Annotated in this window: 18 protein-coding genes and 1 pseudogene; 11 read left to right on the forward strand and 8 right to left on the reverse strand. The window is 73.4% G+C overall.

What is annotated here, in order from left to right; all coding sequences use genetic code 11:
* The first annotated feature begins 613 nt into the window (after positions 1–613).
* From M446_RS11045 to M446_RS11055, 3 genes are all read left to right on the forward strand, one after another.
* Positions 614–925, forward strand: a complete 312-nt coding sequence (locus M446_RS11045) for an ArsR/SmtB family transcription factor (protein ID WP_012332189.1) — start codon at positions 614–616, stop codon at positions 923–925.
* Positions 925–1,353, forward strand: coding sequence for an SRPBCC family protein (locus M446_RS11050; protein ID WP_012332190.1), 429 nt, complete (start codon positions 925–927; stop codon positions 1,351–1,353). The genes M446_RS11045 and M446_RS11050 overlap by 1 nt, the downstream gene beginning before the upstream one ends.
* Positions 1,354–1,511: 158 nt before the next feature.
* Positions 1,512–2,147, forward strand: a complete 636-nt coding sequence (locus M446_RS11055) for an ATP-dependent Clp protease proteolytic subunit (RefSeq protein ID WP_012332191.1) — start codon at positions 1,512–1,514, stop codon at positions 2,145–2,147.
* A 36-nt stretch (positions 2,148–2,183) separates the two neighbouring features.
* On the opposite strand, the gene M446_RS11060 is transcribed toward M446_RS11055, so the two are convergent.
* On the reverse strand, positions 2,184–3,215 hold the full coding sequence (locus M446_RS11060) for a cysteine synthase A (RefSeq protein ID WP_012332192.1): 1,032 nt from the start codon (positions 3,213–3,215) through the stop codon (positions 2,184–2,186).
* Positions 3,216–3,443: 228 nt separating this feature from the next.
* Here M446_RS11060 and M446_RS11065 point away from each other — a divergent pair, with 228 nt between their 5' ends.
* From M446_RS11065 to M446_RS11075, 3 genes and pseudogenes are all read left to right on the forward strand, one after another.
* Positions 3,444–6,929 carry an indolepyruvate ferredoxin oxidoreductase family protein gene (locus tag M446_RS11065; protein ID WP_012332193.1) on the forward strand — a complete coding sequence of 1,162 codons (3,486 nt, stop codon included), beginning with the start codon at positions 3,444–3,446 and terminating at the stop codon, positions 6,927–6,929.
* Between the two features lie 311 nt (positions 6,930–7,240).
* Positions 7,241–9,595, forward strand: a pseudogene (locus tag M446_RS11070) (Orn/Lys/Arg decarboxylase N-terminal domain-containing protein).
* Between the two features lie 9 nt (positions 9,596–9,604).
* Positions 9,605–9,865 (forward strand): hypothetical protein, encoded by a 261-nt coding sequence (locus M446_RS11075; protein ID WP_012332194.1) that lies wholly within the window; start codon positions 9,605–9,607, stop codon positions 9,863–9,865.
* A gap of 89 nt (positions 9,866–9,954) precedes the next feature.
* Here the strand turns inward: M446_RS11075 and M446_RS11080 are convergent, their stop codons facing one another.
* Entirely contained in the window at positions 9,955–10,698 is a 744-nt protein-coding gene (locus tag M446_RS11080) for a TSUP family transporter (protein WP_012332195.1), read from the reverse strand.
* A gap of 177 nt (positions 10,699–10,875) precedes the next feature.
* Between M446_RS11080 and ruvC the strand changes: the two genes are divergently transcribed.
* Positions 10,876–11,529, forward strand: a complete 654-nt coding sequence (ruvC, locus tag M446_RS11085) for a crossover junction endodeoxyribonuclease RuvC (RefSeq protein WP_012332196.1) — start codon at positions 10,876–10,878, stop codon at positions 11,527–11,529.
* On the opposite strand, the gene M446_RS11090 is transcribed toward ruvC, so the two are convergent.
* Positions 11,417–12,052, reverse strand: a complete 636-nt coding sequence (locus M446_RS11090) for a glutathione S-transferase N-terminal domain-containing protein (RefSeq protein ID WP_012332197.1) — start codon at positions 12,050–12,052, stop codon at positions 11,417–11,419. The genes ruvC and M446_RS11090 overlap by 113 nt on opposite strands.
* Positions 12,053–12,297: 245 nt before the next feature.
* Positions 12,298–12,525, reverse strand: a complete 228-nt coding sequence (locus M446_RS11095; RefSeq protein WP_012332198.1) for a DUF1127 domain-containing protein — start codon at positions 12,523–12,525, stop codon at positions 12,298–12,300.
* A gap of 104 nt (positions 12,526–12,629) precedes the next feature.
* Between M446_RS11095 and gcvA the strand changes: the two genes are divergently transcribed.
* Genes gcvA through M446_RS11110 form a run of 3 tightly spaced genes read left to right on the forward strand, consistent with a single transcriptional unit; the run spans position 12,630 to position 15,234 of the window.
* A complete protein-coding gene (gene gcvA / locus M446_RS11100) occupies positions 12,630–13,547 on the forward strand; it encodes a transcriptional regulator GcvA (RefSeq protein ID WP_012332199.1) in 918 nt (305 codons plus the stop codon).
* A gap of 53 nt (positions 13,548–13,600) precedes the next feature.
* Positions 13,601–14,230, forward strand: coding sequence for a DUF1007 family protein (locus M446_RS11105; RefSeq protein WP_012332200.1), 630 nt, complete (start codon positions 13,601–13,603; stop codon positions 14,228–14,230).
* A complete protein-coding gene (locus M446_RS11110; protein WP_012332201.1) occupies positions 14,221–15,234 on the forward strand; it encodes a nickel/cobalt transporter in 1,014 nt (337 codons plus the stop codon). The genes M446_RS11105 and M446_RS11110 overlap by 10 nt, the downstream gene beginning before the upstream one ends.
* A gap of 16 nt (positions 15,235–15,250) precedes the next feature.
* Here the strand turns inward: M446_RS11110 and M446_RS11115 are convergent, their stop codons facing one another.
* The 4 genes from M446_RS11115 to M446_RS11130 all read right to left on the reverse strand — a co-directional run bounded on the left by M446_RS11115 (position 15,251) and on the right by M446_RS11130 (position 20,443).
* The gene (locus M446_RS11115; RefSeq protein ID WP_012332202.1) at positions 15,251–16,120 is read right to left on the reverse strand and encodes an MBL fold metallo-hydrolase; all 870 of its coding nucleotides are present in this window, start codon (positions 16,118–16,120) and stop codon (positions 15,251–15,253) included.
* 157 nt (positions 16,121–16,277) lie between these two features.
* On the reverse strand, positions 16,278–18,983 hold the full coding sequence (locus tag M446_RS11120) for an ATP-binding cassette domain-containing protein (protein WP_012332203.1): 2,706 nt from the start codon (positions 18,981–18,983) through the stop codon (positions 16,278–16,280).
* A gap of 146 nt (positions 18,984–19,129) precedes the next feature.
* Positions 19,130–20,095 carry an oxidoreductase gene (locus M446_RS11125; protein ID WP_012332204.1) on the reverse strand — a complete coding sequence of 322 codons (966 nt, stop codon included), beginning with the start codon at positions 20,093–20,095 and terminating at the stop codon, positions 19,130–19,132.
* 15 nt (positions 20,096–20,110) lie between these two features.
* Positions 20,111–20,443, reverse strand: coding sequence for a hypothetical protein (locus M446_RS11130; RefSeq protein WP_012332205.1), 333 nt, complete (start codon positions 20,441–20,443; stop codon positions 20,111–20,113).
* Positions 20,444–20,687: 244 nt separating this feature from the next.
* On the opposite strand from M446_RS11130, the gene M446_RS11135 reads away from it, so the two are divergent.
* Entirely contained in the window at positions 20,688–21,071 is a 384-nt protein-coding gene (locus M446_RS11135; RefSeq protein WP_012332206.1) for a response regulator, read from the forward strand.
* The last annotated feature ends 64 nt before the right edge of the window (positions 21,072–21,135 follow it).

Raw genomic sequence — 21,135 nt, forward strand, 5'->3', positions numbered from 1 at the left:
AGGCGCGACGCGAGATTCCGGGCGAAATCTCGCATCCGTCCGAAGCCTTCGCGGCCTTCGGAGGCTGGACGGGACTGGTTCGTTCGCAGCGTACGGGGCGTGCGATGCGGCCGTCCGGCGATCCACGCCCGTGCGGTTTCATGATCGATGCGCCAAGGCGGCGCCAAGTCATACGAAATCCGACGGATTGCTTCGCAATGCGGATTTCGGCTTCGCTCACGCGCCGCGCGGGCTTGTCGGACGCTTTCCGGAAGCGATCTTCCGGAAAGCGTCCGATCCGGGATCCGGTTGGATCAACCGGATCCCGGATCATACCAGCGGTCATGTCTCCTGAGCGCTGGTTCCGTTCTCGGATCGTCGCCAAGCCGTCTCGTCAAGCCGTCTCGCCAAGCCGTCTCGCCAAGCCTTTGGCCTGGTGCCGACCATCCGAGATGGTCGACGACCCGATGCGCGAGCATCCTGGGCGGCCGGCAACAGACGGGCGCGCCGGGACTCGACCGCGCGTCGACGTCTCATGCGAAGACGCCGCCCGGCGCCCCACCCCGACGGGAGGATGCCCGCGGGTGCCGGGAACCCGCTTGCCTTCTCATAAGCCGCCACTTATACGTTGCCCATGACCGACGCAGATCTCTTCCGTCTGCTCGCCGACCCGACGCGTCGGGCCCTGTTCGAGCGGCTCTCGGCCGCCGAGATGACGGTGTCCGACCTGAAGGCCGGGTTCACCATTTCCCAGCCCGCCATCTCGCAGCACCTCGCGGCGCTCAAGGGCGCCGGCCTCGTGCGCGAGCGGCGGGAGGGACGCTTCTCCTACTACCGGGCCGATCCGGCGGCCCTGACGCCGCTGGTGGAGTGGATCGACCGCTACCGCGCGTTCTGGCCCGAGCGCCTGGAGCGGCTCAAGGACGTCATCGCGAGGATGGATTGATGGATGCCACTCCCGACGAGGCCGCGCCGCAGGTGGTCGCGTCCTGCGACATCGCGGCGGCGCCGGCCCTGGTCTGGCGCGCGCTCACCGTGCCGGAGATCGTGGCCGAGTGGCTGGGGCCGGTTTCGCCGGCCGCTGGCGACGCGCTGCGGCTCGACCTGCCGGCCGCCGAGGGCGGCCCGGTCGCCTGCGAGATGCTGGAGGCGGTGCCGCACGAGCGGCTCTCCTACCGCTGGCGCGACGCCTTCGGCGACTCGGTCGTGACCTTCGATCTCACGCCCGGGCCGGATGGCGGGACGCATCTGCGCGTCGTGCACCGGCCCGTCGCCGCCCGCCGGGCCGCCCCCGCCCGCCCGCTCGCCCTGATGCGGCCGGCGGCCCGCCCGCGGGCCCGGACGGCGCCGCGGCTCCTCCGCCGCGCCGCCTGAAGCGGGCTCGCCGCGATCGGTTCGGACGCCGTCCCGGCAACCTGATCGCGCGGCGATCGGCCGAAGACCGATCAATCTTCCCCACATTGCCCGCCCGGCTCGCTCGCCGGCGCCGTCGCGCCGGACCGACGCGTCGCGCCTTCCTGCCGGAGAGAGACGTGCCAGACCTTGTCACCCGCTACGCCAGCCTCGTGCCGATGGTTGTCGAGCAATCGAGCCGCGGCGAACGTGCCTTCGACATCTACTCGCGGCTGCTGCGCGAGCGCATCGTCTTCTTCACCGGCGCGGTCGACGATCAGACGGCATCGCTGACGGTGGCGCAGCTGCTGTTCCTGGAGGCCGAGAATCCCAAGAAGGAGATTTCCCTCTACATCAATTCGCCGGGCGGCGTGGTCACGTCGGGCTTGGCGATCTACGACACGATGCAGTTCATCCGTTGCCCCGTCTCGACGCTCTGCGTCGGGCAAGCGGCCTCGATGGGCTCCCTGCTGCTCGCCGCCGGGGCTCCCGGCCAGCGCTTCGCCACGGCGAATGCCCGCATCATGGTCCATCAGCCGATCGGCGGGTTCCAGGGCCAGGCGACGGACATCATGATCCATGCCCGCGAGACCGAGGCCATCAAGCGGCGCATGACCGAGATCTACGCGCGGCACACGGGCCAGGATTACGCCACGGTGGAGCGGGCGCTGGAGCGCGACACCTTCCTCGACCCGGAGGCGGCCCGCGCCTTCGGGCTGATCGACGGCGTGCTCACGGGGCGCCCCGAGATCGCCGCGGATCCGTCCGGGAGGTGACGTCGGCGGCGCGGCGCCGCGCGCCGGCCGCCCCGCTCACACCAGCCCCGGATCGAGCCGCCGCGGCGCGGCGAGCCAGGCCGGCACCGGCAAGCCGCGCTCGGTCAGGAAGGCCGGGTTGAACAGCTTCGAGGCGTAGCGGGTGCCGGAATCGCACAGGATCGTCACGATCGTGTGGCCGGGGCCGAGGTCCCGCGCCAGCCGGATCGCCCCCGCCACGTTGATCCCCGACGAGCCGCCCAGGCACAGACCCTCCTCGGCCAGGAGGCCGAACACGATCGGCAGCGCCTCCGCGTCCGGGATCTCGTAGGCGACGTCCGGCACGAAGCCCTGGAGGTTGCCGGTGACGCGGCCCTGGCCGATGCCCTCGGTGATCGAGGTGCCCTCGGCCTTGAGGGTCCCGGTCGCGTAGTGGCGGTAGAGCGCCGAGCCCTGCGGGTCGGCGAGTCCGATCCGCACGGCGGGGTTGCGGGCGCGCAGCGCCTCGGCGGTGCCCGCCAGCGTGCCGCCGGTGCCCGCCGCGCAGATGAAGCCGTCGACCCGCCCGTCCGTCGCCTCCCAGATCTCCGGGCCGGTCATCGCCGCGTGGGCGGCGCGGTTGGCCGTGTTGTCGAACTGGTCGGCGAAGAAGGCCCCCGCCGGCTCGGTGGCGCTCAGGCGCGCGGCGAGGCGGCCGGCCACTTTCACGTAGTTGTTCGGGTTGGCGAAGGGCACCGCCGGCACCTCCACCAGCGTCGCGCCCGCGAGCCGCAGCGCGTCCTTCTTCTCGATCGATTGCGTCTCCGGGATCACGATCACGGTGCGGTAGCCGCGGGCATTGCCCACCATGGCGAGCCCGATGCCGGTATTGCCCGCCGTGCCCTCGACGATCGTCCCCCCCGGCCGGATCAGGCCGGCGCGCTCGGCCGCCTCCACCATGAACAGGGCCGCCCGGTCCTTCACCGACTGGCCGGGATTCATGAACTCGGCCTTGCCCAGGATCGTGCAGCCGGTCTCCGCCGAGGCGCGGCGCAGGTGGATCAGCGGCGTGGCGCCGATGGCGGCCAGGACGTCGGGTTTGGGCGGCATGGCGGGTCTCGCGGCGGGCTCGCGGGCAGGGACGGTTCCGTCTGATGCCGGCAATCGCGCCGGGCGGCAAGGCGCCGGCCGCACCGCGTCTTCCCGCGGGACGCCGGCGCGATGCGCATTGACCCCCGTACCAAAGAATGTCAGCATTGCTGACATAATCGGGTGATGAGGCAGGCCCGGCCGAACCGGACCGCCGACGCCTGCGGGGAGAGTTCTGGAGGTTTCCCGATGGGCAGCCACTCGGCGGTCGCGTCCCTTCGACCCGTCAGCCTCGACGACAAGTACGACCTCTCCCGCGAGCAGGTTTTCGTCACCGGCACCCAGGCGGTGATCCGGATGCTGCTGATGCAGCAGGCCCGGGACCGGGCCGCCGGACTGAACACCGCGGGGTTCGTGTCGGGCTACCGGGGCTCGCCGATCGCCGGGCTCGACCAGAACCTGTTCAAGGCGCGCCCCGTCCTGGAGAAGGCGAACATCGTCTTCCAGCCCGGCCTCAACGAGGAACTCGCCGCCACCGCCATCTGGGGCGCGCAGCAGGCGGAGATGCGGGGCGAGGGGCGCTACGACGGCGTCTTCGGCCTCTGGTACGGCAAGGGGCCCGGGGTCGACCGCTCGGGCGACGTCTTCCGCCACGCCAACATGGCCGGCACCTCGCGCCACGGCGGCGTGCTGGCGCTGATGGGCGACGACCACACGGCGGAATCCTCCACGGTCGCCCACCAGTCCGAATTCCACTTCGTCGACGTGATGATGCCGATCCTGAACCCGGCCGGGGTGCAGGAGATCCTCGATTACGGCCTCTACGGCTACGCCATGAGCCGCTATTGCGGCGCCTGGATCGCCTTCAAGTGCGTGAAGGAGAACATCGAATCGACCGCCAGCGTCGATGCGCGCCTCGACCGGGTGAAGATCGTGCTCCCGGACGATTTCCTGATGCCGCCGGGCGGCCTCAACATCCGCACGCCGGACGGGATCCTCGACCAGGAGGCCCGGCTCCAGGACTTCAAGCGCGACGCGATGCTGGCCTTCGTGCGGGCCAACAACCTCAACCGCATCGTCCTGTCGGGCGGGCGCCGGCCGAAGCTCGGCGTGATCACGGTGGGCAAGTCCTACCTCGACGTGCGCCAAGCCCTCGACGATCTCGGCCTCGACGAGGTCGCGGCGAACGACATGGGGCTTCGCCTCTACAAGGTCGCCTGCCCCTGGCCGCTGTCGCAGCGCGAACTCCTCGCCTTCGCGGACGGGCTCGACCTGATCATGGTGGTCGAGGAGAAGCGCTCCCTGATCGAGGTGCAGGTCCGCGAGGAGCTCTACGGCACCGCCAACCAGCCGATCTGCGTCGGCAAGAAGGACGAGCAGGGACGCTGGCTGTTCCCCGTGAAGGGCGCGCTCGATCCGAACGACATCGCGGTCGCGCTCGGCGAGCGCCTGCTGCGCTACCACCGCAACGACGCGCTCGCGGCCCGGGTCGCGAGCCTGCGCCAGGCCCAGGAAGTGCTGGCCGCGACCACCGACGTGGCGACCCGCACGCCGCATTTCTGCGCCGGCTGCCCGCACAACACCTCGACCCGGGTGCCGGAGGGCGCGCGCGCCTATGCGGGGATCGGCTGCCACTACATGGTCCAGTGGATGGACCGCGCCACCGACGGCTTCACCCAGATGGGCGGGGAGGGCGCCAACTGGATCGGCGAATCCGCCTTCTCGACGCGCCGCCACGTCTTCCAGAATCTCGGCGACGGCACCTACAACCATTCCGGGTCGCTGGCCCTGCGCTGGGCCGTCGATACCGGCACCACCATGACCTACAAGATCCTGTTCAACGACGCGGTCGCCATGACCGGCGGCCAGCCCCACGAGGGCGGGCTCACCGTGGACAGGATCGCCGCGCAGGTGCGGGCGGAGGGCGTCGGGCGCATCGCCCTGGTGACCGATGAGCCGGACAAGTACCCGGCCGGGATGCGCTGGCCGGACGGCCTGACCATCCATCACCGGGACGACCTCGACGCGGTGCAGCGCGACCTCGCGACGGTGCCGGGCGTGTCGGTGCTGATCTACGACCAGACCTGCGCCTCCGAGAAGCGGCGGCGGCGCAAGCGCGGCCGGTTCCCCGATCCCGACAAGCGGGTGATCATCAACGACCTCGTCTGCGAGGGCTGCGGCGACTGCTCGGTGCAGTCGAACTGCGTGGCGGTGCAGCCGCTGGAGACCGAGTTCGGCCGCAAGCGCCGCATCGACCAGTCGAGCTGCAACAAGGATTTCTCCTGCCTCAACGGCTTCTGCCCGTCCTTCGTGACCGTGCACGGGGCGAAGCCGCGCAGCGGCCCGCCGGTGGCCCTGGCGGGATCGCCGGACGCGGACCTGCCCGAGCCGGCGCTGCCCGCGATCGACGGCACCTACAACATCATCGTCACGGGCGTCGGCGGGACCGGGGTGGTGACGGTGGGGGCGATCCTCGGCATGGCGGCCCATCTGGAGGGCAAGGGCCTCGGCATGATCGACATGGCGGGCCTCGCCCAGAAGGGCGGGGCGGTGTTCAGCCACGTCCGCCTCGCGCGCCACCAGGACGACATCCACGCGATCCGGGTGACGGCGGGGGCCGCCGACCTGATCCTCGGCTGCGACCTCGTGGTGACCGGCACCCGCAAGGTGCTGGCGGCGGTGCGGCCCGGGCGCACCCACGTGGTGGTCAACACGGCCGAGATCATGCCGGGCGACTTCACCCGCAAGCCCGATTTCTCGCTCCCGGCCGAGCGCATCAAGCGGGTGATCCGCGACAAGGCCGGGCCGAGCCACGCGGACCTCACCGACGCGACCGGGCTGGCGCTCGCGGCGCTCGGCAACGCGCTCGCCGCCAACATGTTCATGCTCGGCTACGCGTGGCAGCGCGGGCGCATCCCGCTGTCGCGTGAGGCGATATTGCGGGCGATCGAGCTCAACCGCGAGGCGGTGCCGATGAACCTCGCGGCCTTCGCCTGGGGGCGGCGGGCGGCCGCGGACCCGGCCGCCCTCGCCGCGCTCGCGACCGCCCCGGAGGCGGATCTCCCGGACGACCTCGACACGCTGATCGCCCGGCGCGTCGCCTTCCTGACCGCCTATCAGAGCCGCGCTTACGCCCGGCGCTACGCCCGCACCGTGGCGTCCGTGCGCGAGCGCGAGGCCGCGGTGCATCCGGGCGGCACCCCGCTCTCCGAGGCGGTGGCCCGCTCGCTGTTCAAGCTGATGGCCTACAAGGACGAGTACGAGGTCGCCCGCCTCTACACGGACGGCCATTTCGAGGCGCAGGTGCGGAGCGCCTTCGAGGGCGAGTCCCTGCGCTACGAGTTCCACCTCGCGCCGCCGCTCCTCGCCCGCACCGACCCGCGCACCGGCCGGCCGCGCAAGATGAGCTTCGGCCCCTGGATGATGCGGGCCTTCCGGGTGCTCGCCCGGATGCGGCGCCTGCGCGGCACGCCCCTCGACCCGTTCGGCTACACGCGCGAGCGCCGCGAGGAGCGGCGGCTGGTCACCGCGTTCGAAACCCTGATCGCCGAGATCCTGCGCGGCCTGACGCCGGCGAACCACGCGGTCGCGGTCGGCCTCGCCAACCTGCCCCAGAGCATCCGCGGCTTCGGGCCGGTCAAGGCGAAGAACCTCGCCAAGGCCCGGGAGGAGGAGGCGGCGCTGCTGGCGCGGTTCCGGGCGCCCGAGGTGCCGCTCGCGACGGCGGCGGAGTGAGCGGGTGACGCTCTCTCAATGTCCGACGTGCCGGCCTGACTTGGCGTTGTCGTGAAGCACAGACTATGACACCGCACAGGTGTGGATGCCACACCTGTGCGGCACACCTGTGCGGATGGATTGCCGGACGGCAGCGTCGCACGCCCTGCACGACGGGAACGAACGCGTCCTGTTCAGCCTCTGAGCCCGACAGGGCTGCGGCGTGAGGGCCGCCCGCGAGCGGCGCCGCGCGACGGGCCCGACTCCCGTCATCCGACCGTCACGCGCGCGCCCGAAAGCTCTGGCCGCCCTTCCTCCGGAGCCCTCGGCCCATGGATTTCCACCGCCGCTTCACCGTGCTGATGTGCACGCCCGCCTTCGATCCGGGCGATCTCGAAGGCGCGCGCGTCGACCAGATCGTGGCGGCGGTCGAGCAGCGGGGCTTCGAGGTGGTCCGCGCCCGCCGGGTCGAGGACGCGGCCATCGCGGTCCAGACCGACGCGGCGGTCGGCTGCCTCGTGGTCGATTGGGGCAAGCGCGGCCTCGACGGCAAGGCGGCGGCGCTGATCGACATGATGCGCCGGCGCGGCCTCGAGATGCCGATCGTCATCATGGTCCGCCGCAAGCGCCTGGAGGACATCCCGGTCGAACTCCTCGACTTCATCGACGGCTACATCTTCCTCGCCGAGGAGACGCCGGAATTCATCGCCCGCGGCCTGGTCTCGCGCGTCACCCAGTATGCCGAGACGCTGAAGACGCCGTTCTTCGGCGCCCTCGTCGACTATGCCGAGAAGGGCAACCAGCTCTGGACCTGCCCGGGCCACAATGGCGGCATCTTCTACAACCGCTCGCCGATCGGCCGCATCTTCGTCGAGCACCTCGGCGAGGCGATCTTCCGCAACGACCTCGACAATTCGGTGCTCGATCTCGGCGACCTGCTCACCCACGAGGGGCCGGCGCTCAAGGCGCAGAAGGAGGCGGCCCAGATCTTCGGGGCGGAGAAGACCTACTTCGTCCTCAACGGCACCTCGGCCTCGAACAAGATCGTGCTCTCGGCCCTCGTCGCCGAGGACGACCTCGTCCTGTTCGATCGCAACAACCACAAGGCCGCGCATCACGGGGCGCTGCTCCTCGGCGGCGGCATCCCGATCTTCCTGGAGACCGACCGCAACGCCTACGGGCTGATCGGCCCGATCGACCATGCCGCCCTCGACGAGGCGGCGATCCGCGACAAGATCCGCCGCAACCCGCTCGTCCGGGACAAGGAGGCGTAGCGCCGGGAGCGCCCGTTCCGTGCCGCGGTGATCGAGCAATGCACCTATGACGGCACGATCTACGACGCGCGCGAGATCCTGGCGAGGATCGGCCCCCTCTGCGACTACATCCTGTTCGACGAGGCCTGGGCCGGGTTCATGAAGTTCCACCCGCTCTATGCGGGCCGCTTCGCCATGGGGCTGGACGGGCTCGGCCCGGATTCCCCCGGCATCATCGCCACCCAATCGACCCACAAGCAGCTCGCGAGCTTCAGCCAAGCCTCGCAGATCCACACCAAGGACGGGCATATCCGCGGCCAGGAGCGGCGCGTCGAGCACCGGCGCCTCAACGAGAGCTTCCTGGTCCACGCCTCGACCTCGCCCTTCTACCCGCTCTTCGCCTCCCTGGATGTCGGCGCCCAGATGATGAAGGGCCGCTCCGGCATGATCCTGTGGGACGACACGATCCGGCTCGGCATCGAGTGGCGCAAGAAGGTGCGGGCGATCCGGCGGGAATTCGAGGAGAACGAGGCCGATCCGGCCCGGCGCTGGTTCTTCGATCCCTTCGTGCCCGACATGGTGCGCGGCCCGGAGGGCGCCGAGGTGCCCTGGGAGAGCCTCCCCACCGACCTCCTGGCCAGCGAGCCGCGCTACTGGGAGCTCAGCCCCGGGGCGCGCTGGCACGGCTTCACCAAAGTGGCGCCGGGCTACGCCATCACCGATCCGAACAAGCTCACGGTGCTCACCCCGGGCTTCGACCGGACGAGCGGAACCTACGCCGATCACGGCGTGCCGGCCCCGATCGTCGCGCAGTACCTGCGCGAGAACCGGATCGTGGCCGAGAAGAACGACCTGAACTCGCTGCTCTTCCTGCTGACGCCGGGCGTCGAATCGTCGAAGGCCGGCACCCTGATCTCGGGCCTCGTCGCCTTCAAGCGCCTGCACGACGACAACGCGCCGCTGGAGGAGGCCATGCCCGATTTCGTGCGGCGCCGGCCGCAGCGCTACCGCGGGGTGCGCCTGCGCGACCTCTGCGCCGAGTTCCACGCCTTCCACCGCGAGGCGAACACCGCCGCGCTCCAGCGCCTGCAATTCACCGCCGACCACATCCCCGAGATGGTGCTGCCGCCCAAGGCCGCCGCCCAGATGCTGACCCGCAACAAGGTCGATTTCGTGCCGATCGCGGAGGCGGCCGGCCGCATCGCCACCACCCTGATGCTGGTCTACCCGCCGGGCATCGCGACCCTGCTGCCGGGCGAGCGGCTCGACGGGCGGGCCAAGCCGATGCTCGACTACTTCGCCAAGTTCGAGGCCTCCGCGAACCTGTTCCCGGGCTTCGAGGCCGAGATCCAGAGCGTCTACCGGCAGGTGGAGCCGGATGGGCGGATCCGGTTCTACACCTACGTCCTGCGCGAGGATCCTGCCGAGAGGTAGGGCCGGCGCATGATCCGCCGTCGCCGCTTTCCGGCCGCCGCCCCGGCGGCGGCCCTCTCGTCCCTCCGGCCCGCGCGGTCCGCCATGGCGGCCGATCCGCTTTCATCGGCGCCGGGCGACGGCGATCTCGCGGCGCGCCTCGACCGCGCCGTGGCGGAGAAGCGCGTCTGGACCTTCACGGGGTGGTCGTGCTGCGCGGCGGCCGCACCGGGCTCGAACGATGCTTCGACGGGGAGGATCAGGTCCGCGACCGCCCTCTCGGGCAGGTGAGGTTCGGGCCGCAGACCCTGCACGACCCGTGCTCGGCCTCGAGGAGCGTCGTCGCGCTTCGCTGAGGTCTTGCCCTGGAGCGGGTCCGCTCAGCGGAGCGGCAGCGCGAGGCAGACGGCGGCCAGGATCACCGCGTAGGCGATGCGCCGGAACATCCGGTCCGAGGCGGCGCGGAAGCCCCGGCTCCCGGCCAGGAGCCCGAGCCCGTAGGGGATGAGGAGCGGCAGCGCGAGGGCGGCGCGCTCGGCCGTGAGCACGCCGCCGCCAGCGAAGACCACCCCCGAGACCAGGGTCGAGAGGCCGAAATAGGCCATCAGGTTGTGACGCACCTGGGCGGCATCCGCCGTCTGGCTGGCGAGCCAGAACACCGCGAGCGGCATCCCGCCGAGCGCCGCGAAGCCGCTCGCGAGGCCCGAGGCGCCGCCGACCGCGACCGAGAGGGCGAGGGAGGGCCGGCCGCGATAGCGCCAGCCGGTCATCAGGGCGGCGAGCGCCGCCAGGATCGCCCCCGCGGCGAGCCAGCGCGCGAGGGCCGGATCGAGGCGCGTCAGCAGCCAGACCCCCGCCGGCAGCAGCGCGCTGGCGCCGGCGAGGAGCGGCAGCACCTCCCGCCATACCGCCCGCCGCGCCGAGAGCCCGCCGAGCCACAGGGCGAAGGGCGCGTCCACCAGCCAGATCAGCCCCACGGCGGCGGCCGGGCCGATGGCGGCCGCCGCGACCGGCACGAACACCATCGCGAAGCCGAAGCCCGTGAAGCCGCGCACCAGCCCCCCGGCCAGGGCGGCGGCGAGGAGGGTCGCGAGCGTCGCCGCGTCGGGGATCAGGGCCGGCATGCCGGCACGAAGGAGGGGAGGGCCATCGCCGCAGCGGTGGCCCGCCGGTCACGCTCCGTCAAGGCGCATCGCCTATGGCGGTGAGGGGCCGACCCGGCTAAAGCCCCCACCTCCTGGCGTCGCGGCGGCTTTCGGGCGATGCTGGCCGCCCGCCGCTCGCGCCGCGAAAGGGTCCGCATGGCAACGACACCGGTCCGCATCCTCGGCATCGATCCGGGCCTGCGGCGCACGGGCTGGGGCCTGATCACCGTGACGGGGACCCGGCTCGCCTTCGAGGCCTGCGGCGTGCTCACCTCGGACGGGGACGACGCGCTGGCGCTGCGCCTGCGCGACCTGCATGACGGGCTCGTGCGCGTGGTAGCGGCCCAGCGTCCCGACGAGGTCGCGGTCGAGGAGACGTTCGTCAACAAGGACGCGCAGGCGACGCTGAAGCTCGGCCATGCCCGGGCCGTCGCCCTGCTGGTGCCGGCCCTGGCCGGCCTGCCGGTGGCGGAATACGCCGCCAACCTCGTCAAGAAGACCGTCGTGGGGGTCGGCCACGCGGAGAAGGGGCAGGTCGCCGCCATGGTGCGCTTCCTGCTGCCGAAGGCGGATCCCGCCACCGCGGACGCCGCCGACGCCCTCGCCATCGCCATCACGCACGCGCAGCACCGGGCCGCGCGGGCCCGCGAGCGGGATGCGGCGGCCCCGCGCGCGCGGGCCGTGCCGGCCCCGGCGCCTAGCGCGCGAGCACCTGCATCCCCTTGCGCACCGCCGGGCGCGCGCCGAGTGCGGCGAGCCAGCGGTGCAGGGCCGGCTTGCCCTCCAGGCTCCGGCCGAGCGGCTCCTTGAGGAAGGTCGTCGCCGCCACCATCCAGGGATAGCAGGCGATGTCGGCGATCGAGTAATCCTCGCCCGCGAGGTAGGGCACCTCGGCGAGGCGCCGCTCCATCACGCCGAGCAGGCGGTCGGCCTCGTCGGTGAAGCGCCCGATGGCGAGCGGGGCCTTCTCGGGCGCGCGCACGGCGAAGTAGCCGAGCTGGCCCAGCATCGGCCCGAGGCCGCCGACCTGCCAGTGCAGCCATTCGAGCGCCTTGAACCGCGCCGCCCCGGACGGCGCCAGGAAGCGCCCCGACGTCTCGGCGAGGTAGGTCAGGATCGCGCCGCTCTCGAAGATCGTGAGCGGCCCCTCGGGCGCGTCGTCCACGACGAGCGCCGGGATCTTGTTGTTGGGCGAGATGCGCAGGAAGTCCGGCGCGAACTGCTCGTCCTTGCCGATATCGACCGGATGCACCGTGTAGGGCAGCCCGAGTTCCTCCAGCAGGATCGGGGGTTTGCGCCCGTTCGGCGTGGTCCAGGTGTAGAGGTGGATCATCGCGGCCTCGCGCAGCTTCGGTGCCTCCAGTGTAGGGCGCCGCCTCCCGGGGCCCAGCCGGGCGCCCGCACGCCCCTCGCTGATCCGGCAACGAGCCTCACGCGATTGCTGCCCGACCGATCCGCGGCGCCCTGGCAGGTCGGCGCCGACGCGGGAACCCCTCCGGCGCGGGCGACGCGATCCGCCTCCCGAACGTCCAGGCCTCGGCCCTGAGCGCGGCGCACGTCACCTTCGCCGGCCCGCCCTCACGCCTGCCAGAACGGCTTGTCGGATTCCCGGGCCACGTCGGCCCGCGACACGCCGATATCCTTGAGCAGCCCGTCCGGGAGGTGGCGCAGGTCGCGGCGCTGCCGGTGGCGCTGCCCCCAGAGTTCGAGCCGCTCCACCAGCGTGAGGAGGCGCGGCCGGGGCGAGGACCGCCGGATGGCGGGCACGAGGCGCAGATTTTCTCGGCCTCCGACCAGGGTCGTCATGGCTGTCTCCGTCGGTTCGTCGATCTGATGCGAGGCAGCTTGCGCGCGGGGGCGCCGCGGCGCAAACCAGAAGCTCTCCGCCGCCGACCAAGGATTTCTAGGCCATGGCAGGGCGCCGACTGCCCCCCCTCAACGCCGTCCGGGCCTTCGAGGCCGCCGCCCGCCACCCCACCTTCCAGGCGGCGGGCGACGAACTCGGGGTGAGCGCCGGGGCGATCGCCCAGCAGGTCAAGGCCCTGGAGGCCTGGGCGGGCATGCCGCTGTTCCGCCGCCTGCCGAGCCGCGGCGTCGTCCCGACGCGGGCGGGCCTGCGCTTCGCCGAGGAGGCGGGCCGGCTCCTCGACGGATTCGCCGCCGCCGCGCTGGTCCTGCGGCGGCAGGGCGTCGACGGCGCGCTCACGGTCAACACCACCCATTCCTTCGCGTCGCTCTGGTTGATCCCGCGGATCGGCGCCTTTCGCGAGGCCAATCCGGACCTCGACGTGCGCATCGTCGCCAACAACCAGCTCATCGACTTCACCCGCGACGAGGCCGACGTCGCGATCCGGCACGGCAGGGGCGCCTATCCGGGCCTGCGCTGCGAACTGCTCCTGCGCGACGCGGTCTTCCCGGTCTGCAGCCCCGGCCTGCGGGACGGAAACCCGCCCCTGCGCGAGTTGCGCGACCTCGCCGCCCACACGCTCCTGCACGATGGCGATCCCGTCGACGCCGACATGATCGTCTGGCCGCAATGGCTCGCGGCGGTCGGAGCGGCGGACCTGCGGCCGAAGCGCGGGCCGACCTTCACGCACACCTTCATGGTCCTGCAGGCCGCCACCGCCGGGCAGGGCGTGGCCCTGGCCACCCGCGTGCTCGGCGGCGACCTCGTCCGTCCGGGCAGCCTCGTGCGCCCCTTCGCCGAGGAGGTGCCGAGCCCCTACGCCTTCTACATCGTCACCCCCGACGAACCCGATTCGCCCAAGGTCGCCCGGTTCCGCGCCTGGCTGCACGGGCAGGCCGCCGCCGCGCTTTCGCCGCTTTGAGGCGGGACCACTCGGGGCCGCCGAATCCCGCGAGGTGGCTCCCGAGCGTGACCATGCCGTTATCCCGCCTCGCCCGCCTCACCCTCTCCCTCGGCGCCCTCCTGGCGGCCGGCGGCGCGGCCCAGGCCCATCCGCATGTCTGGATCACCACCCGGGCGGAGGTGGTCTACGGGCCTGACGGGCGCGTCGCCGCGATCCGGCACGCCTGGACCTTCGACCCCTCCTACTCGGCCTTCGCGGTGCAGGGCCTGGGCGGAGAGGCGCCGAGCCCGGACGGCCTCGCCGCCCTCGCGCGCGAGAACACCGAGAACCTCGCCGAATCGGCCTATTTCACCAGCCTGAAGATCGACGGGCGCAAGCAGGAGTTCGACGGCCCGCAGGCCGCCGCGATGACCTTCGCGGAGGGCCGGCTGACCCTGCGCTTCACCCTGCCGCTGCGCACGCCCGCGAAGGGGCCGATCTCCCTCGACGTCTACGACCCGACCTACTTCGTCGCCTTCAGCCTCGCCGAGGGCGAGGATGCCGCCACCCTCGTGGGCGCGCCGGCCTCCTGCAAGGCCCTGGCCCACCGGCCCAAGAGCGCCGCGCCGGCCCAGATGTCGGAATCCTTCTTCTCCGCGCTCACCGACGCGGCCAATTACGGCGTGCAATTCGCGAATCGGATTACAGTGACGTGCTCGTGAGATCCGCCCCCGTCGCCCTCCCCGCCGCGCGCGGGGCGCTCCTGCGGCTGGGCCTCGCCCTCGCCGCGGCGCTGGTCGCCGCCGCCCTGCTCGCGGGGCTTGTCGCGGTGCTGGCGCCGGGCTTCGCGCCCCCGCCGCGCTCGCCCTTCGGCATGGGCTTCCGCGAGGCCGCGCCCTCGGGGGCCGGCTCGCTCGGGGCCTGGCTGCTCGCCATGCAGGCGGGGTTCTCGCGCAGTCTGCAAGCGGCGGTCGCGGGGATCCGGGCCGGGCAGGGCGGCTACGGGCCGCTCGCCGGCCTCGGCTTCGCCTATGGGGTCTTCCACGCCGCGGGTCCCGGCCACGGCAAGGCGGTGATCGCGGGCTACATCGTGGCCGGCGAGCGGGCGCTGCGGCGGGGCCTCGCCCTCAGCGCCGCGGCGGCCCTGGTCCAGGCCGCCGTCGCGATCGCGCTCGTCGGCGGCGGCGCGGCGCTGCTGCGCTGGACCGCGGCGGGGATCACCGAGGCGGGCCGCGCGGTCGAGACCGCGGGCTTCGCCTGCGTGGCCCTGCTCGGGCTCGCCGTGACCTGGCGCAAGGCGGGCGCCCTCGCGTCGCGCCTCGCGGGCGCGGCGCCGGCGCCCTGCGGGCCGGAATGCGGCCACGCGGTCCTGGCGGATGCCGGCCGGATCGAGCGGCTCGGCACCTGGCGCGAGCAGGCCGGCGTCGTCCTGGCCGCGGGGGCGCGGCCCTGCGCGGGCGCGATCCTGGTCCTGGTCTTCGCCCTCTCCCAGAAGGTGTTCGCCGCCGGGATCCTCGCGGCCCTCGCCATGGCGGCGGGCACGGCACTCACCACCGCGGCGCTCGCCGCGCTCGCGGTCTTCGCCAAGGCGGCGGCCCTGCGCCTCGCCGGGGGACGGGGAGAGATCGGGGCGCTCGCGCTCGCGGGGCTCGAACTCCTGGCCGGCGCCTTCGTCCTCGTGCTCGGCGCGGCGCTCCTGACCGGCTACGCCGCCGCGATCGTCTGACCGCCGGGCCGTCGGTTCAGACGAATTCCGGCACGCAGGTCTCGGCGGCGAGGACGAGCTTCTGCCGCTCGCGGGCGATGAAGGCGGTCGGCATGGCGGCCTGCAGCGCCTTCTCCATGTCGCGCAGCTCGGCGTCGCTGTGCTGGGGATAGAGGTGGATGATGCCGAGCCGGCCGACATTCGCCGCGCGGCACAGCTCCACGCCCTTCTCCCAGGTCGAGTGGCCCCAGCCCCGGCAGGCCGGATACTCGCCCTCGGTGAACATCCCGTCATAGACGACGAGGTCGGCGTCGCGGACGAAGTTCAGGAGGTTGCGCTCGGGCCAGGGCTCGCTGTGCTCGATGTCGCTGATGTAGCAGGCGGTCCGGCCCGCGTGGCGGAAGCGGTAGCCCGTGGCGCCCTGCGGATGCTGCAGCGGCAGGGTGGCGACCGTGCTCCCGTCCGCGAAGGTCAGGGTCTCGCCGGCCCGGAATCCGTGATGGACGAAGCGGGCGGGCAGCGCGTCGAGGGTGATCGGGAAGAGCGGGGGCGAGAACAGGCGGTTCAGGGGCGCCTCGGCGCTCTCGCCGTCGAGGTTGCCGCAATAGGTGTGGATCTCGCGGGTCCGGTCGAGCACCGCCGGCTTGAAGAAGGCGAGTCCCGTGACGTGGTCGAGGTGGAGGTGGCTGAACAGCAGGTCGATTCGCTGCGGCAGATCCGCCCCGTGATAGGCTCCGAGCGCGTTGATCCCGGTCCCCGCATCGATGACGAAGAGCCGCTCGCCGCACCGGATCTCGACGCAGGGCGTGTGGCCTCCGAACTCCACGACGTTCGGACCGGACGCGCAGACAGACCCCCGCACGCCCCAGAAGCGGAGCGTCAGGCTGTCCGACGCGAGGAGACCCATATGTTTCATGCCCTCACGATGATCCGCTTCGGCGCTGAAGAATGTGCGTCTTCGCACAGCACGACCCTCGTCGACCGGCCGCGCGGGGCTCCTGACCCGGCCTCCTGATGGAGGGCCGCGCGCGTCGACGCCCAATCGCGTCGCTGCGGAACCTCGATCACTTCCACGCGGTCACTCCATCACGAACGGGTGTCTCGTGCGCGAAGTTCCCCAGAACGTGCGGCTTGCGCAAGGGGGATAGGTCGGATGCGTCACCCGAAGGTTGAATCGGCAGGGCGGTGTTTCGCTCAGCCCGCACCACGGCATCGAAGGGTGCGTCCTCCGGCAGGCTGACCGCGTCGGGCAGGCAGACGACGAGGCCGCGCCCGGCCCGGGCGGCGCGAAGCCGCGCCAGGCCGGCCCGGATCTCGGCCGGGCTGCGGTCGTCGAGGGCGAGCCCCACCACCAGGATGTCGGGCTGGCGCACGAGGCAGCGAGCGAGATCGATCGCGCTGCGCTCGGCCGCCGTGAGGGCGGCGTCGCGGTTGCCGAGCCCGCTCTCGGCCGCGCGCGGATCGACCTTGGCCGAGAGGCCGAAGCGGTAGACCGTGCGTTCGAGGCCGCGCTCGGCCAGGACCCGCTGCATCACGGCGCGCACCCGCGTGCCGGCGCCCGCCTCCGCGCCCGCGATCCGGCCGAACAGGAGGTTCTCCTCCAGGCTCGCCGCGATCGTGACCTTGGCGGGGTCGTAGAATTCCACGCTGGCGCGCAGGTTGGCCGGCAGCAGGGCCGCGAAGGTGCGGCGCGCCGCGACCAGCCGCTCCTCGAAGGCCGCGTCGATCAGGCCGAAGCGGTGCCGGCTCTCGCTGTAGCGGAGCGCGAGGCCGATCAGCCGGGCGCGGTCCCGCTGCCCGGCCGGGCCGCGCCGCCAGCCCGTCGCCTCCGGCTGGCGGGCGACGAGATCCTCGAAGAAGCCCCGCTCGGCCGCCGGGAACAGCGAGAACGCGTCGAAGAGCGGGTGGTCGTCCGGGAGGTCGGCGAAGATCTCCACCGTCGCCCGGGCGATGGCGAGCCCCATCTCGATCATCGGCCGGGTCAGGCCCTCGGCCTCCAGCACCGCGCGGGTGAAGGGGTGCCCGGCGAGCCGCTCCTCCGCGAAGGCGCGGCCGACCGGCTCGCCGAACAGCAGGTTCTCCCCGACCGTGGCCTGGGCGTTGTAGCGGTGCGGGTCGAAGGGCTCGATCAGGTGGGCAGCCTGCTCGGACGTGAGCGCCTCGCGCAGGGCCGAGCGGGTCGCCACGATCGCCGCGGCGGTATCCGGGTCGATGCTCGGCGCGACGAGGCTCGCGAGGCCCCGCGCCCGCACCAGCGCGTCGAGCCCGGTCACGGCCAGCGCCTCCACGAGCCGCTCCTCCAGGTGGGGCGAGTGGGGAGGGGGCGCGTCCGGGTCCGGCGCCGAGCCGTCCGCGAAGGCGAGGTCGCCGTAGAGCAGGTTCTGGAGGAGGCTGCCGGCCACAAGGACGGGCTCGTCCCCCGCGAAGGCGATGCGGCGCGCCCGCTCCGAGGGGTCGAGCGCCCGCAGGTCCGTGCCTGCATAGGTCACCTGGCCGGTCGTCGGCTCGAGCTGGCCGGCGACGAGCGCGGCGAGGACACGGCCGCCGCTGCCGCGGCGCCCCAGGATCGCCACGTGTCCGGGCATCGGCAGGGTCAGGTCGAGGCCGATGAGCCGCTCGCCCGAGGCGGGATCGTAGGCCGCCGCTCCCGCGAGCACGATCGGTCCGCCGCGCGGGAAGCTCGCGGCCGGCGCGAGGCGGCGCGTGGCCTTGGCCCGCGCCTCCAGGGCGGCGACGAGGCGGCCGATCTCCCCGAAGGCGGGGAGCGCCGCCCGGCGGCGCTCGTTCTGGCGCAGCAGCAGGGCGAGCAGGCTCGCCGCGAGGGCCAGCGCCCCGAAGGCGGCCGCCAGCGCCCCGGCGGTGACGGGCGGGGCCGGTCCCGCCTCGTGCCAGAGCGCGGTGGCGAGGACGAGGGCGGGCAGCAGCACGAAGAGCGCCAGGGCGGGGGCGCGGGCGCGGGCGAGCGACGCCTCCGCCCGCGCGAGGCCGCGGCGCGCCGCCAGGGCCGCGTGGCCGAGGCGCGCCCGCTCGAAGGCGGCGGTGCCGTGCGCCCGCACCGCCGGCAGGCGCCGCACGAGGTCGGTGAGCGCCCGCTCCAGGGCGAGGCTCTCGTCGCGGCGCTTCTCGATCTGACGATTCGCCCGGATGATCAGCAGGGCCCGGGCGAGGGCCGCCGCGACGACGCTCACCGCCACGGCGGGAACGAGGCGCGGCGCGGCCGCGGCCGCCACCCCGAGGGCCAGCAGCACCGCGCCCCCGGTCAGCGCCGGGACCAGCAGGCCGACCGCCAGCAGCGCGTCCACCGCCCGCAGCCCCTCGCCGACCTGGCCGGCGAGGGCCCGCGCCTCGTCGCGGCCGGCCGGTCCCGAGCGCAGGATCGCCTCGGCGGCCCCGCGGCGCAGGCGCTCCACGGCCGCGCCCTGACCCGAGAAGCAGAGCCGGGCCGTGATCCAGCCGAGGCCGGCGAGCAGGATTCCGACCAGGGCGAGTCCGCCCACGGCCCGGAGGGTCATCGCCTCCTGGCTCATCGGCCAGCCCGGCAGGAGCGTCAGCGGGCCGCCGAGCCGCTCGGGCAGCGGCAGCACGATCCGCAGGAGCAGGAGGGGGCCGTGGCCGGGATCGGCGGCGACCAGGAGTTCGTCGACGAGGTCGCGCACGAGGGCGAGCCCGAGGGCGACCACGGGCAGGCCCGCGCCCAGCGCGACGGCGACCGCGACGGCGTGCTGGCGCGGGGCGCTGCGCCACGCGAACGCGATGGGATCCCGCTCCATCCTCGATCCTGCTCGTCCGCCACCCAGCGGGCGGACCCTGCCTGTCGGGCACCAGCGCGGCAATATCGCGGCGGGCGCGGGCCCGCGGCGGGCCCGCACCCGCAGCGGGCCCGCGCCCGCAGGCCGGCCCGCGCCCCCGGCGGCGCCTACCGAATGAGCGTCGCGTCCTGCTCGCCCGGGGAGACGAGGCGGCGCGCCCGGCTGATGGCCGGCAGGAACGGGATGGCGGCGCAGGACGCGCCCGCCGCGGCCGACAGCCGCTCGACCGCCCGCACCACGTCGGGCACCCCGGCCGCGTAGACGCAATCCGCGGGGCCCAAGGGGGGCAGGTGGGCGGGGATCGGGCCGGGACGGATATCGGGCGCCCCGGCGCGGTTCGCCGAGGCCACGAGGGTGATCTGGCCGATTCCGGTGGCCCGGAGCCACGCGAGCGCCGGGCGCATGTAGAGGTCGTCCGCGTCCCGCGCGCCGGCGACGAGGACCATCTCCCGGTCCGGTTCGAGGTAGCGGGCCGCGCGGGCGATGGCCCAGATCGGCGCGAAGCCCGTCTCGGCGGAGACCAGGACGAGCCGTCCCGTCCCGGGCCGATAGGCCGCCCCGCCGACCGGCCCGCGCAGGCGCACCCCGTGCCCCGGGCCGACCGCCCCGCCGAGCGCCGCCCCGAGCGGCCCGTCGCGGCGCAGGTGGAAGACGAGTTCGTTGAGTTCCGTGCTGCCGTCGAGGCGCTGGGTCGGGCAGAGCGGGCGGGCCGGGAAGCCCGCGAAGGCCGCCTCCATGGCCAGCCCCGGCTTCAGGTCGAGGGGACGGGAGACGGTGATCACGACCTCGCGGACGTTCTCCGACAGGGCCGCGACGCTGAGCACCGTTCCGGCCCGCTTGGCGGCGCGGAGCGCCGCGAGGGGGGAGGGGGCGGGGATCGGGCGGGTGGCGCCGTCGCCGAGGCGCGGCCGGGTCCGTCCGGTCTGGGGCAGGCGCGGCACCGCGTCCTGCACCACGCCGTCATGCCCGGCGGCGACGCCCGCGGTGAGCGCGGCATCGAGGGGCGTGTCGCCGGTCGCGACGCGCACGGTCTTGCCGTTGACGACGAGCGAGCAGCGCGGTCGGGTGGACATCGGCGGCCCGGCGCGTCAGCGGCCGGCGAAGAGGAGGCGCTCGACGAGCCCGGCCCAGCGGTCACGGTCGGCCCGGACATCCTCCAGGCTCTCGCTGGCGGCCGCCTCGCCGAGCCGCGCGCGCAGTTCCGCGACCTCGGCCTGCTCGGAGCGCAGGGCCGCCTTGATGATGACGTTCTCGGCCGCGAGCCGGGAGAGTTCCTCCTCCAGGACGTCCTCGTCGGCCTCGTCCGGCGCGACGGCCGGCGCGGCCGCCGCGCGCGGCAGCGGGCGCAGGAGAAGCCGCTGCAGGCGCGACGAATCCGTCGATCCCCCCTGCCACGCGTGATCCCGTGCCGCCTCGCCCATGGCCTGTTCCCCGTCCGGTTCCGGGCCGGCATCCGATCGCACCCCGGCCACGTGCGGACGGTGCCGCGTGTATGGTTAAGGAGCGTTTAAACGCGACCTGCGCGAACTGGTCGATTGACCGCGGAGCGGCGGCAACTCAGTCTGAAGCGTGGCGATTCGGCGCCCCCGGAAGCGAGGCTGGCCTCCCCCGACGACCCTGCTTCCTCCACCCCGACACCGGCTCCCGCGGAGCTTGGAGGCCCAGATGCTGACTGGCCGGCGCGTCCTGATCGTCGAGGACGAGATGCTGATCGCGCTCGAACTGAGCGACCTTGTCACCGACGCGCAGGGCAGTCCGGTCGGCCCGGCGCGCACGAACCGAGAGGCGCTGGCGCTCCTCGACCGCGAGCCGGTCGACGTGGCGATCCTCGACCTCAACCTCGCGGACGGCGAGGCGACGCCGACGGCCGAGCGCCTGATCCGCGGCGGCATCCCGGTCCTGGTCTGCACGGGGGGCGTCCTGCCCCGGGCCATGCGGCTGATGTGGCCGGACCTGCCCGTCCACCGCAAGCCGCTGCACGGGGACCGGCTGCTGCGCGCCCTCGAGGCCCTCTGCCCGCATCAGGCCGGCGAGGCGCGGGCGCCCTGAGCGTCCCGCCCGGTCGCAGCCCGCGCGCCTCCCGTGCGGCTCTCGATCGATGGGTCCGGCGTCG

Origin of the sequence: Methylobacterium sp. 4-46 (assembly GCF_000019365.1) — a bacterium.
Taxonomy (GTDB): domain Bacteria; phylum Pseudomonadota; class Alphaproteobacteria; order Rhizobiales; family Beijerinckiaceae; genus Methylobacterium.

Coding starts and splice junctions, on each gene's coding strand:
- M446_RS11130 (WP_012332205.1), bottom strand. CDS start 20,443: ATGGGCGAGGCGGCACGGGATCACGCGTGGCAGGGGGGATCGACGGAT.
- M446_RS11065 (WP_012332193.1), top strand. CDS start 3,444: ATGGGCAGCCACTCGGCGGTCGCGTCCCTTCGACCCGTCAGCCTCGAC.
- M446_RS11135 (WP_012332206.1), top strand. CDS start 20,688: ATGCTGACTGGCCGGCGCGTCCTGATCGTCGAGGACGAGATGCTGATC.
- M446_RS11095 (WP_012332198.1), bottom strand. CDS start 12,525: ATGACGACCCTGGTCGGAGGCCGAGAAAATCTGCGCCTCGTGCCCGCC.
- M446_RS11125 (WP_012332204.1), bottom strand. CDS start 20,095: ATGTCCACCCGACCGCGCTGCTCGCTCGTCGTCAACGGCAAGACCGTG.
- M446_RS11115 (WP_012332202.1), bottom strand. CDS start 16,120: ATGGGTCTCCTCGCGTCGGACAGCCTGACGCTCCGCTTCTGGGGCGTG.
- M446_RS11120 (WP_012332203.1), bottom strand. CDS start 18,983: ATGGAGCGGGATCCCATCGCGTTCGCGTGGCGCAGCGCCCCGCGCCAG.
- M446_RS11090 (WP_012332197.1), bottom strand. CDS start 12,052: ATGATCCACCTCTACACCTGGACCACGCCGAACGGGCGCAAACCCCCG.
- ruvC (WP_012332196.1), top strand. CDS start 10,876: ATGGCAACGACACCGGTCCGCATCCTCGGCATCGATCCGGGCCTGCGG.
- M446_RS11045 (WP_012332189.1), top strand. CDS start 614: ATGACCGACGCAGATCTCTTCCGTCTGCTCGCCGACCCGACGCGTCGG.
- M446_RS11080 (WP_012332195.1), bottom strand. CDS start 10,698: ATGCCGGCCCTGATCCCCGACGCGGCGACGCTCGCGACCCTCCTCGCC.
- M446_RS11075 (WP_012332194.1), top strand. CDS start 9,605: ATGATCCGCCGTCGCCGCTTTCCGGCCGCCGCCCCGGCGGCGGCCCTC.
- M446_RS11060 (WP_012332192.1), bottom strand. CDS start 3,215: ATGCCGCCCAAACCCGACGTCCTGGCCGCCATCGGCGCCACGCCGCTG.
- M446_RS11050 (WP_012332190.1), top strand. CDS start 925: ATGGATGCCACTCCCGACGAGGCCGCGCCGCAGGTGGTCGCGTCCTGC.
- gcvA (WP_012332199.1), top strand. CDS start 12,630: ATGGCAGGGCGCCGACTGCCCCCCCTCAACGCCGTCCGGGCCTTCGAG.
- M446_RS11105 (WP_012332200.1), top strand. CDS start 13,601: ATGCCGTTATCCCGCCTCGCCCGCCTCACCCTCTCCCTCGGCGCCCTC.